Source organism: Amycolatopsis sp. NPDC101161 (assembly GCF_044768185.1).
In the GTDB taxonomy this organism is placed as follows: domain Bacteria; phylum Actinomycetota; class Actinomycetes; order Mycobacteriales; family Pseudonocardiaceae; genus Amycolatopsis.
This window is the reverse complement of sequence record NZ_JBIWPI010000001.1, coordinates 2,053,619-2,064,312: the sequence shown is the minus strand read 5'-3', so window position 1 is coordinate 2,064,312 and position 10,694 is coordinate 2,053,619. Positions and strand designations below refer to the sequence as shown.

At 68.1% G+C, this 10,694-nt stretch carries 12 protein-coding genes; 4 read left to right on the top strand and 8 right to left on the bottom strand.

Annotated features, from left to right (window positions below; genetic code table 11):
* Positions 1–269: 269 nt before the first annotated feature.
* Together ACIRSS_RS10105 and ACIRSS_RS10100 are read left to right on the top strand one after the other, a co-directional pair.
* Positions 270–797 (top strand): hypothetical protein, encoded by a 528-nt coding sequence (locus tag ACIRSS_RS10105; protein WP_400892901.1) that lies wholly within the window; start codon positions 270–272, stop codon positions 795–797.
* Positions 797–1,588 carry a M14 family zinc carboxypeptidase gene (locus ACIRSS_RS10100; protein WP_400892898.1) on the top strand — a complete coding sequence of 264 codons (792 nt, stop codon included), beginning with the start codon at positions 797–799 and terminating at the stop codon, positions 1,586–1,588. Before ACIRSS_RS10105 ends, ACIRSS_RS10100 begins: the two co-directional genes overlap by 1 nt.
* Before the next feature lie 74 nt (positions 1,589–1,662).
* Here ACIRSS_RS10100 and ACIRSS_RS10095 read toward each other — a convergent pair whose 3' ends face one another.
* On the bottom strand, positions 1,663–2,457 hold the full coding sequence (locus ACIRSS_RS10095) for a PadR family transcriptional regulator (protein WP_400892896.1): 795 nt from the start codon (positions 2,455–2,457) through the stop codon (positions 1,663–1,665).
* Between the two features lie 285 nt (positions 2,458–2,742).
* Positions 2,743–3,645 carry a LysR family transcriptional regulator gene (locus tag ACIRSS_RS10090; protein ID WP_400892895.1) on the bottom strand — a complete coding sequence of 301 codons (903 nt, stop codon included), beginning with the start codon at positions 3,643–3,645 and terminating at the stop codon, positions 2,743–2,745.
* A gap of 70 nt (positions 3,646–3,715) precedes the next feature.
* Between ACIRSS_RS10090 and ACIRSS_RS10085 the strand changes: the two genes are divergently transcribed.
* Both ACIRSS_RS10085 and ACIRSS_RS10080 read left to right on the top strand, forming a co-directional pair.
* Positions 3,716–4,684, top strand: a complete 969-nt coding sequence (locus tag ACIRSS_RS10085) for a YeiH family protein (RefSeq protein WP_400892893.1) — start codon at positions 3,716–3,718, stop codon at positions 4,682–4,684.
* A gap of 120 nt (positions 4,685–4,804) precedes the next feature.
* Positions 4,805–6,301 carry an exo-alpha-sialidase gene (locus ACIRSS_RS10080; protein WP_400892891.1) on the top strand — a complete coding sequence of 499 codons (1,497 nt, stop codon included), beginning with the start codon at positions 4,805–4,807 and terminating at the stop codon, positions 6,299–6,301.
* A 584-nt stretch (positions 6,302–6,885) separates the two neighbouring features.
* On the opposite strand, the gene ACIRSS_RS10075 is transcribed toward ACIRSS_RS10080, so the two are convergent.
* From ACIRSS_RS10075 to ACIRSS_RS10050, 6 genes are all read right to left on the bottom strand, one after another.
* Positions 6,886–7,542 carry an SUKH-3 domain-containing protein gene (locus ACIRSS_RS10075; RefSeq protein WP_400892889.1) on the bottom strand — a complete coding sequence of 219 codons (657 nt, stop codon included), beginning with the start codon at positions 7,540–7,542 and terminating at the stop codon, positions 6,886–6,888.
* Between the two features lie 223 nt (positions 7,543–7,765).
* Positions 7,766–8,134 carry a hypothetical protein gene (locus ACIRSS_RS10070; protein ID WP_400892887.1) on the bottom strand — a complete coding sequence of 123 codons (369 nt, stop codon included), beginning with the start codon at positions 8,132–8,134 and terminating at the stop codon, positions 7,766–7,768.
* Between the two features lie 11 nt (positions 8,135–8,145).
* The gene (locus ACIRSS_RS10065; RefSeq protein WP_400892885.1) at positions 8,146–8,493 is read right to left on the bottom strand and encodes a hypothetical protein; all 348 of its coding nucleotides are present in this window, start codon (positions 8,491–8,493) and stop codon (positions 8,146–8,148) included.
* A 129-nt stretch (positions 8,494–8,622) separates the two neighbouring features.
* Positions 8,623–9,015 (bottom strand): hypothetical protein, encoded by a 393-nt coding sequence (locus ACIRSS_RS10060; protein WP_400892883.1) that lies wholly within the window; start codon positions 9,013–9,015, stop codon positions 8,623–8,625.
* Positions 9,016–9,067: 52 nt separating this feature from the next.
* Entirely contained in the window at positions 9,068–10,024 is a 957-nt protein-coding gene (locus tag ACIRSS_RS10055) for a hypothetical protein (protein WP_400892880.1), read from the bottom strand.
* Between the two features lie 209 nt (positions 10,025–10,233).
* Positions 10,234–10,683, bottom strand: coding sequence for a hypothetical protein (locus ACIRSS_RS10050; protein ID WP_400892877.1), 450 nt, complete (start codon positions 10,681–10,683; stop codon positions 10,234–10,236).
* Between the last annotated feature and the right edge of the window lie 11 nt (positions 10,684–10,694).

The window sequence follows — 10,694 nt, the reverse complement described above, 5'->3', positions numbered from 1 at the left end:
GTTTCATCGGGGGGGCGGAGGGGGGGGGGGGTTTCTGGGGGGGGTGCGCGCCGGGGCTTAGTTGGTGGGGGGGGGGGGGGCGGGCCCGGGGGGGGGCCGGCCCCGCACCGCCGGTTCGCTCGTCGAGTCGTCCCGATCACCCGCTCCGTGACAGAATCGCGACTTTCGGGGGTATGGCGGTTTTGTCCCCGCCGACACACTGTGCGTGCCGGTCCGGTGACCACGGGTGCCGACCGAGCCTCCATCCGTGCGGCGTGAGGAGATCCCCGATGGCGTCAAGGTCCCTGTCCCGGCTCGCCCTCGCGGCGACCGGGGTCCTGCTCGCCTCCCTGCTCGGCGGTACCGCCACCGCGCAGGCGGCCGACACCCCGGTGTTCTGGCGCGTCCCCGCCACCGCCGCCCAGGCGCAGGCCCTCGAGGCGGCCGGGTTCGACGTCGAGGAAGGGGACGCGGGCGCCGTCCTCGTCGTCGGCGGGCAGGCCGTCGCGAACCAGCTGCGTACCCGCGGCTTCACGCCGTCCTTCCACGACACCGTCTACAAAGAACTCCCCGCGCAGCGGAATTCCTTGGCGGCGGACACCTTCTACGGCGGGTACCGCACGGTCACCGCGCACGAGAACCACCTCACCGCCGTCGCCGCCGCGCACCCCGATCTGGCCACCAAGTACACGATCGGCCAGTCGTGGAAGAAGACGAAGGGCCAGGGCGGCCACGACATCCAGGCCTCTGCCTCACCAAGAAGCAGACCGGCGACTGCACGCTCTCGACGACGTCGCCGAAGCCGAAGTTCTTCCTGATGGCCCAGATCCACGCGCGCGAGCTGTCGACCGGCGAGCTCGCCTGGCGCTGGATCGACTACCTCGCCGACGGTTACGCCACCGACGCCACCGCCAAGTCCATTTTGGACACGACCGAGGTCTGGGTGGTGCCGATCGCCAACCCCGACGGCGTCGACATCGTCGCGTCCGGCGGCAATTCCCCGAAGCTGCAACGGAAGAACGCCGACAACTCCCGTGGGAGCTGCACGGGCACGAACATCGGCGTCGACCTCAACCGCAACTCCACGTTCAAGTGGGGCGGCGACTCGAACTCCGCGTGCGCCGAGACCTACCAGGGCGTGAGCGCCGGCTCCGAGCCCGAGGTGCAGGCGCTGGAGAAGCTGGCCCGCGCGATCTTCCCGGACCAGCGCGGCACCGGGAACAACGACCCCGCGCCGTCGACGGCCAAGGGGACGATGATCACGCTGCACAGCTACGGCAACGACATCATCATCCCGTGGGGCTTCACGCAGGCCACCTCGCCGAACGACGCGCAGTACCGGCGGCTGGGCGCGAAGTACTCGGCGTCGAACGGCTACCTCGTCGGCACCAACGAGGAGACCGTCGGCTACGACACGAGCGGCACCACCGACGACTTCACCTACGGCGAGCTCGGCGTCGCCAGCGTGACGTTCGAGGTCGGCGGCTCGAGCGGGACGTGCGGCGGCTTCCTGCCGCGCTACACCTGCGTCGACAGCACGTTCTGGCCGAAGAACAAGGGCGCGCTGATCACCGCCGCGAAGGCGGCGGCGGCGCCGTACCAGCAGTGAGGTTCGGCCGACAGACGTAGTCCTTTTCGTGCGCCGGGCGGATCGTCCACTTCGGACGATCCGCCCGAACGCTCTCAGTCCTCGTCCTCCAGGCCGGCGTCGGCGAGCACCGAGTAGACGCGGCGCCGCGCGTCGGCGAGGATCTTCTTCACCTCGGCGACCTGCGCGTCCGTGCCGCTGTAGCCGACCTGGGCGGCCGCGCCGGACAGCTCGCCCAGCGCGTGCCACAGGACGGCGAAGCGGTCGGCGTTGGGCGCCTCCTCGGGTTCCGCCCAGAGGGCGGTGAACTCGTCCTCCCGCCCGGCGACGTGCTCCCGCCCGGCATCGGTCAGCTCGGCCACGCGACGGCCGCCGGTCTCGGCGGTGTGCACCAGACCTTCGTCTTCCAGCTGCTGCAGGATCGGGTAGATCGACCCGGGGCTGGGCCGCCACCGGTCGTGGGTGCGACGCCGGATTTCCTGGATGAGCTGGTAGCCGTGCATCGGTTCTTCGGCGAGCAGCGCGAGCACGGCCGGCCGCACCGGACGGCTCGGCCCGCGTCCGCGGAACTCCTGGACCCGCTGGAAGGGACCCGCCCCGCCGAACCAGTTCCCGGGCCCGCCGAAGGAGCCGGGACCGCCGGGAAAGCCGGGGAACCCGGGCCCACCCGGCGCTCCGGGCGGTCCCGGCGGCTGGGGTGGGTGCGGCGGGTGGGGCGGGAAGCCACCGCGGGCCAGGTCGGGGCCGGGGTCGAAGTCCTCGTGGCCGGGGAACCCGTGGTCGTTGTCGTGGCCGTGACCGGGGTGGCCGTGACCGGCTGGCCCGTGGCCGCCGAAGAGTCCGCCCCCGAAGCCGCCGAACATCCGGCCCGCGCCTGCGCTCATCTCCATGCCTATCTCCTTCGTTCGCCGTATCGCCGACACTACGACGATATATCGCCGTTGGATCGACGGCAACCTACGGCTTGGATCGAGACAGCCCACCGGCGGCCGCCGGCTCGGCCGGGGCGGGGATCGCCACTCGCTGCGCCTTGGCTGGCCTCACGCGGCCACTCGGCCCCGCACACCCGGCCGCCCCCCCACTCAACCCGGCCGCCTCCGCACACCCGCCCCGCCGACCTCACGCCCGCTCAACTCCCGCCGAACCCCCACATCCGACAAGCCCAGCTCCCGTCCTCAGGCGGCCCCGGACTTGACCGCCAGCGTCAGCAACTCCGCGGCCGGCCCCATCAACCGCCTCCCCGACGGCCACACCGCCCGCAGCACCCGGCCCAGCTCCACCCCCGCCACCGCCACCGGCACCAACCGCCGCCCCGCGACCTCGCGCACCACGTCCAGCTCGCTGATCACCGCCGGCCCGGCGCCCGCGATCACCGCGTTCCGCACGGCCGATGCCGACCCCAGCTCCAGCAACGGCGTCACCGGCCCCGCCCCCGCCCGGCGCAACGCCGCCTCGACCGTGTCGCGCGTCCCCGAGCCCGGCTCGCGCACCACCAACGGCGTCGCCGCGAGTTCCGCCGCGGTCAGCGGACGGCGGCGCCGCGCCCACGCGTGTCCCGCCGGGACCACGACCACCAGGCGGTCCGTCGCGACCCGGCGCGTCGCCAGGCCCGGCCACGGCCCCGGCGACTCGACGAACCCCAGGTCCACGCGCCCCCGCGCGACCAGGTCCGCGACGTGCTCGGAGTTCACCACCTCGAGCCCGACGTAGGTGTCCGGCCCGGTCCGCTTCACCTCGCCGATCCACGCCGGGACGAAGTGCTCGGCCAGCGTCATGCTCGCCGCGACCCGCAGCTTCGCGCCGCGCTGGGTCCGCAGCGCCTCCGCGCCCGTGCGCAGTCCGTCCACTTCGGTCAGGACGCGGTGCGCCCAGCCGGCGATCACCCGGCCGTCCGGGGTAAGCGCGGAGCCGCGCCGCGTCCGGTCCACCAGGGACAGTCCCAATTGTCTCTCCAAAGTGGACAACCGCTTGCTCGCCGACGGCTGGGCGATGCCGAGCGCGCCGGCCGCCTGGCCGATGCTGCCGAGGTCGTCGACGAGCACCAGCAGGCGCAGCGAGTCCAGATCCGGTCCGGTCATAGCCCCAGTCTATGACCTCCTGCCGCACTGACGGCTACCGCGCGCCCGCGAACCGCGCGACGCTGGAAGCATGGCAATGACGTCGGCGAAAACCTCGGGCCTCGCGATCACCGCACTCGGCGTCGCGGCGGCCTACGCGCTGAGCACGGCCTGGCCGGTGGCGGGCGCGCTCACCGTGGCCGTCGTGCTGGGCATCGTCGCCGGCAACACGCCCGTGCTCACCGATGAGCACCGCAAAGCCGTGGCCGGGCTCACGAGACGCCTGTTGCGCGCGGGCGTCGTCCTGCTCGGGCTGCAGCTCGCCGTCCCGGCTGTGCTCGCGCTCGGCGCCGGCACGCTCGCCGCCGTCGTGCTGACGGTCACCGTCACCTTCCTCGGCACACTCGGCCTCGGCCGGCTGGTCCGCGTCCCCCGCGGCCTCGCCCTGCTGGTCGCCACCGGGTTCTCGATCTGCGGCGCGTCGGCGATCGCGGCGATGGAAGGCGTCGTCGAGCGCGAGGACGAGGACGTCGCGACCGCCGTCGCGCTCGTCACCTGCTACGGCAGCCTCGCGCTCGGCGTGCTCCCCCTGCTGGCGCACGTCCTCGGCCTGGACGCGACCCGGACCGGCAGCTGGGCCGGGATCTCGGTGCACGAGGTCGCGCAGGTCGTCGCGGCGGCCGGGCCGGCGGGCGCCGCGGCGGTCGCGGTCGCGATCGTGGTCAAGCTGAGCCGCGTCGTCCTGCTCGCGCCGGTGGTGGCGCTCGTCGGCGCGGCCGAACGCACCCGCCGCGGCGGGCACACGCCCCTCGTCCCGCTGTTCGTCCTCGGGTTCCTCGCGATGGTCGCGGTCCGCAGCACCGGGCTCGTCCCCGCGTTCGCGCTCGACGTCGCGAAGACGGCGTCGACGCTCCTGCTCGCCGGCGCGCTGTTCGGCCTGGGCTGCGCCGTCCGCCTCGGCTCCCTGCTCCGGGGCGGCGGCCGGGCACTGCTCCTGGGTCTCCTGTCCACGCTTCTCGTGCTGGCGACCGGCTTCGGCACGTTGGCCGCGTTCACCTGATGTTTCCTGCCCGGCCATGAATAGTTCGTTATACGCCGGGTTGTACGGGTCTTGTACGGGCCGCGTCGACGCTACCGCCGAGACGTAGGACGTAGAACGAATCCGTAGGGAGCTTTCACCGTGAAGATCACCCGACTCGCCCAAGGCCTCCTGGCCGGGCTGCTGGGGTGCGCCGCCGTCGCCGTCCCGGCGGCCGTGGGCGCCGCCACCGCGTCGGCCGACGTCGCCAGCACGCTGGTGTTCACCAAGAACACCGAGGGCCACGACTGCTACCGCATCCCGACCATCGTGAAGGGCACCAACGGCGACCTGCTCGCCTTCGCCGAGGGCCGCAACGGCGGCGCCGCCACCTGCGCCGACCTCGGCGAAATCGACCTCGTCATGAAGCGGTCCACCGACGGCGGCAAGACGTGGAGCGCGCTGCAGCCCGTCATCAAGGCCAACGGCGACACCAAGGGCAACCCGGCGCCGATCGTCATCCCGGGCAGCAGCCGGATCGTGCTGCTGTCCACCATGCAGTGCTACACCAACCCGTCCTGCGGCCGGATCCCGCGCGTGTCGATCAGCGAGGACAACGGGAAGACCTGGGGCGCGCCGAGAGTCCTGACCACCGAGCTCGGGTTCGCGAGCGCGCCGGGCTGGCTGGCGACGGGCCCGTCGCACGGCATCGTGCTCACGCGCGGCGCGCACGCCGGCCGGATCGTCGCCGGGATGAGCTACACGATCGGCGGCAAGAACACCGGTTCACTGGTCTACAGCGACGACCAGGGCGCGACGTGGCACCGCGGAGCGACTGACACGTCCACTTCGGACTTGATGAACCCGCAGGAGATCAGCGTCACCGAGCTGAAGGACGGCCGCGTCTACGCCGCCGCGCGCAACGACGCCAACAACGACAACAAGTGCCTGTCGGACGGCACGCACAACCGCGCGTTCGCGATCAGTTCCGACGGCGGCGCGACGTTCAGCTCGAAGTTCGCCTTCGCGACCGACCTGGTCACCCCGACCGTCGAGGGCTCCACGGCGCGGATGAGCGCGACCGACACGGGCGGCAGGTACAACCGGATCGTGTTCGCGGCACCGTCCACTTGCGACCGTCGCAAGGAGCTGCGGATCCACTCGTCGTTCGACGAGGGCGCCAACTGGACGGGAACGGCGGGCAGCCTGCTCGTGTGGGGCCAGGACGCGGCGTACTCGGACATGGTGCAGCTGTCGCAGGCATCGGTGGGCGTGCTGTTCGAGGCGGGCCCGGAGTACCACGCGAACGACACGATCCGCTACGCGGCGGTGTCGGAAACGCAGCTGGGCGCCCCGGCGTGCGGCGGCGGCTACGACGTGATCGACCAGGCCCCGCTGGGCACGGCGGGCACGGCGTACTTGTCGTACAACGCGTCGAACGGCAAGAACTGCGTCAGCACGATGAAGAGCGCGTCGGCAGGAACGGCAACGCAGACGTCGGCGTACTTGGAGGTCCAGGGATCAACGCGGACGACGGACTCGGGAGCATTCTCGTACTTCGCGGGCCCGGTATCAGCAACGGCGGCGGCCAAGTGCGTCAAGTGGGGCGGCGCAGTGGACGGCCAGGCGTACAACAGCGGGTTCGAGCACTGCGGCTGAGTTCGACGGGGCGACTGGGCTTCCGGTCGCCCCGGCTTGACGTCAGCACGGCTAGCTCGCACGGGAAATCGAAATCGGCTCCGGCCCGTCCAAGTAGACCAGGAAACCCGCTTCTTCGTCATCCTGGAAATCCCCGACCGGGACCACGGACAGGCCCACCGTCGGCCGAGGGAGCCACCCGACATCACGCGGTGGGTCAAACTGCCGAACCGTTCGCACCACAACCTCCAGACTCGGGATCCCGACCAGGCACACATCTCCGGCGGACAAGTCTTCCGGGTCGGGTTCGAGTCGCCACGGCGTGTTCGTCCATTCAAAGTGATTCACGTCGACAGGAAAAGCGACTTGACCATTCCATGAAACCCTGGAAATAGGGTCAATCCGACGCCACGGCCACTGAAGATAAATGTATCCTGACGCAATTTTCGCAACCACGGCATCAGCCGGAGCACAGTCGAGGACTAAACGCTGTCCCGCTTGCATGCCGTCACTGAGCAAGTTCGAATCCCCTTCAGAGACCGGGTGCTTCTTTCACCCAGTAGTCTACTACCCGGCATCCGAGGGCTCCAACCAGACGCCGAACCTCACCTAATGAGAATAGGAGCGGAGTCAGCAACGATCAATCGGACCAGAGCTTGATTGATGTCGTCTCCCAGCTTCAAAACTTGGAAGGTCGTCTCGGCGTAGACCTTTCCTTCCGCCCCGACGAGGACGATGTATTCACTCAGCCACTCGCCTATCGGACACAGGCGGTCACCGACGACGCGCTCCCGATCGGCAATTCGCTCGGATTCGCCTTTCGCAGCCCACAGCGGATCGATCTTCAGTTCACATGTGCCGAACACGGCCTTGATCGACTTCGGTGGAACCACGGTCAACCCGCCTAGCAGCTCCAGAACGCAGATGCCGGCAGAATGAACCGAAAAGCCCTCGTCCCGGAGCCGATCAACCCAGCCGGAAGGGTCGAACCGGTACTCAGGCGTCCACCCGCTTTCCACCAGAGTGGCATGCACCACCGAGTTGGTCACCGCCGGAATCAAGTCGATCATTTGCCGACAACTCCCAGCTCGTCCAGCACAACCTCGCACGACCGACACGACGGGTTCAGCGTCCCATGCTGCTGCAAGTTCGTCCTCGCACGCCGCCTGAGGAGCCGCCGACACCATCGCACGACCACCGCCAACTCTTGCTGGCGACCAGCCCGAACTGGATAAGATCATGGCGAGCTGCTCGTCGCTCACGTCAGCACTCATGAACCAGGAGTTACCTCTCTCGCTCCGCCCGGACCGCCAATCGACACGGGCGACGGACTCGGGAGCGTTCGCGTACTTGGCGGGCCCGGTATCGGCGGACAAGTGCGTCGAGTGGGGCGGCGCCGTGGATGGCCAGGTGGACAACAGCGAGTTCGAGCACTGCAGCTGATTTTGGCGGGGCGGCCGGGCTTCCGGTCGCCCCGGCTCGGTGTCACTGTGGATCGTGTTCCTGTTCGAAGGCGTGCCTGATCGCGGAGATCAGCGCGATCAGCACGGCCTCGATCTCGCCGGCCGGGACGCGGACGTGCTGGAACTGCCGGTACTTGTCCCGAATTTCAGCCACAGGGCCCCGCCGCCTGATCGTCACCGCGGTGAGGTTCACCGAACCTTCGCCATCACCCAGCGCCCGCCAGGCGGCCAGTACCTGCTCGACCGGCCAGGAGGTCGTGCGGAACTGCAAGGCGAGCGTCTCGACGGCAGTCAGCAGGTTCTGGTCAGCCCGAGGAATCCTCGAAGGGACCCAGTAATCGCCAAGGGTGAACTCCCACCGCGGCGCGGCCACGTCAACCAGGTCGACCATGGTTCCGTCGTCTATTCGCTGTCGTCGAGTTGATTCAAGCGTGCGCGCAGGCGCCGAACCTCGGCCAGCAACGCAGGCACAATCTGCCGCGACTCGGCGACGAAGCGGGCGTTTTCGTCCCATTTCCCGTCCGAAATGTCGACGTACTTCGGGTGTTGGACCAGCGTGGCAGCGACCAGCTCGGACGAGTCGAATCCCGGAAATCGCCGGCCATTCTCGCCGGCGACAGTGCCCACCGCGACGAGGTTCATTGCCGCGTCGTCGTCGAACACCCGGACGTGCCATGGACCTGGCGTGGCTGACCGCACCAACTCTTCGATCTCGGCCAGTTGCGCCTCATCGAGGCTTTCTCCACTCATAGTCGGCTCGTCCCGATCGCAGTTACCACGGCAGCAACTCTCGCGCAGAGGCCCGGGCGATCCACCTCAGGTCCTCCTCGATGTGCTCAGCCGATCGGCCACGCGATCTCAAGCTCCACGAGCCACACCTTATCCGCCAAGCGGCACCCAGCTCCAAGCCGGGTCCCGAGCGAACCTCGCCAGGACCTCACCGTATTCGAGGAGTTCGCCGCAGTTCGTGTCGAGCACTCCGGGAAGCCCGTCCAGAACAGCTTGCAGCAACGACCAGACACACGCGATACCCAAGTACTCGACGAGAACCGGCTCGACCCGTCCCAAGCGCTCGGCGAGTTCTGCCTTCTCGTTCTCGTCATAGTCGTGTAGCACGTCGCCGGACAAGTCGATGCCGAACCAGCAGTCCCCCACCTCGAGACGGTCGAACACATCACCGTCCGCGTAGGTGCCCAGGCCACGCAACCGATCCTCGATCTCCCGGCGCGTATCCGGATCGCTCAACAGCACAATCGTCGGCCGCACGATCACCTTCCTCTCGACCGACCCGGCCTACCGGGCGCCGGGTTCGCTCGGCCAACGCTTACCGATGTCCGTTTCCGCGATCCAGAAACTGGCCTCTGACATCGACGTCGATACAGGTTGACCGGACACGCTCAGCGCACGAAACTGCCTCCGTAGCCGCCACAGCGAGAGCGCCCGCGCCGTCGTCCGTGACCCTCTGAGCATCCCGCCACCACGAACGGTCCTCCAGCTTGGCGAGGCCGCTTTCCACCTGATGACTGTATTCACTGTCGACCAGGTACAAGGCGTCGAACACCCGCTCACTGCAACCCGCGAGGGAATTGACATCCATCCTTTCGAGCGCATCGGCGAGAACCTCGCCCAACTCCAGCAGAAACGCGGCCAAATCAGCCTTCCCTGGCAACGCGGAACTTCCCCTTCGAGCACGGTCGCCACCACCAAGGCGTTCGATGCTGGAAATAATGTTCGCGATGTCCCGCAGAACATCACGCCCAGCCCCCTCGGTTGAAATCAGTCCGGCAAGACGCTGAGAATCGCTCATTTTCCCCGCCAGCACAGTCACCAACGGCTCAAGGCGCACCAGGGACAAGGCCAACCAGCTCAACTGAAGATCACCAGGAAGAGGCCGGATGAGGTCGCGCTTCTGCCGCATGAACGCCGGGTACCGGACCCGCGGAACGGAGCCGATCAGCCACAGCCTGGCGACCCGCTCATCGATGAAACGCCAGTGCGCGGAAGCAGCCTCGACGCGCATCGGCTCCGGCAGCGAACTGTCGTAGTCGCAGATCATCTTCAAGATCCCCGGCCGCGAAAACTCGAACTGGACCTGCATAGCGTCCAGAGAATCCTGTACGGGCAGCAACTCGAGCCCTTTCGCCAATTCCTGCGAAGGAACTTCGTCAAGCGTCCGGAGATCCCATTTCGCCCGTTCGCGGCCGCCTCCGAGGATCTCCGAGGACGGCCAGAAGACAACGCTGACCCTCGTGGACGTCGAGCCCTTCCAGTCGAAGTTCATTGTTGTCCCCTGTATGAGTGCTTACGGGGTGCGCCGCTGGCTGGATCACCCGTCGGTACGCGAATGACGCCGTCAACGCGGCCGCGCGGCTCACCACCGCCGGCCGGGTCGGCGAACTAGCTGCGGCCAGAGGGTTTCGTGCACGTAATCGCGTTCTTAAAAGGCCTAGGCGAGCTTAAGTTCACCTGGGACGTCGGCCACCCTGCCACTCAAAGCAACTCAGCGAGTTCATCCATCTCGGACTGCGGGTACGGGTGGGAAGGCCATGATTTACGGAACTCGTCTCTGCCGATTCTTTCGAGCAAGTCACGCGTCGAAAAAAATACGTTCTCGGCAAACTGCTTCAGGTCAACTTCGCTTGCTTCCCATCTTTCCTCGCCGACACCTCGACCCCATTCGGGGCGAAACGACACACGAATTTTCAATACCGAACCCTGCGACTGGAACACCCACCAAATCTCTCCGGGCTCGTTGTCGAAGGAAACATCTTGCCGAGACTCGCCGCGAAGTAGCTCGCACACTGCCGTGACCAGACTCTTCAACACATCGGTCGAGTCGCTTACGGTCGCGCGATAAGCAGCCCCGGCTCCGGCGGCGGACAATTCGAACGAGGCCCACCCGTGCCGCACCTCTCCCCACTGGAAAATGCGTTCTGACATCCCACCACCTC

Coding starts and splice junctions, on each gene's coding strand:
- ACIRSS_RS10095 (WP_400892896.1), bottom strand. CDS start 2,457: ATGGAGATGAGCGCAGGCGCGGGCCGGATGTTCGGCGGCTTCGGGGGC.
- ACIRSS_RS10105 (WP_400892901.1), top strand. CDS start 270: ATGGCGTCAAGGTCCCTGTCCCGGCTCGCCCTCGCGGCGACCGGGGTC.
- ACIRSS_RS10055 (WP_400892880.1), bottom strand. CDS start 10,024: ATGAACTTCGACTGGAAGGGCTCGACGTCCACGAGGGTCAGCGTTGTC.
- ACIRSS_RS10065 (WP_400892885.1), bottom strand. CDS start 8,493: ATGAGTGGAGAAAGCCTCGATGAGGCGCAACTGGCCGAGATCGAAGAG.
- ACIRSS_RS10090 (WP_400892895.1), bottom strand. CDS start 3,645: ATGACCGGACCGGATCTGGACTCGCTGCGCCTGCTGGTGCTCGTCGAC.
- ACIRSS_RS10050 (WP_400892877.1), bottom strand. CDS start 10,683: ATGTCAGAACGCATTTTCCAGTGGGGAGAGGTGCGGCACGGGTGGGCC.
- ACIRSS_RS10070 (WP_400892887.1), bottom strand. CDS start 8,134: ATGGTCGACCTGGTTGACGTGGCCGCGCCGCGGTGGGAGTTCACCCTT.
- ACIRSS_RS10085 (WP_400892893.1), top strand. CDS start 3,716: ATGGCAATGACGTCGGCGAAAACCTCGGGCCTCGCGATCACCGCACTC.
- ACIRSS_RS10100 (WP_400892898.1), top strand. CDS start 797: ATGGCCCAGATCCACGCGCGCGAGCTGTCGACCGGCGAGCTCGCCTGG.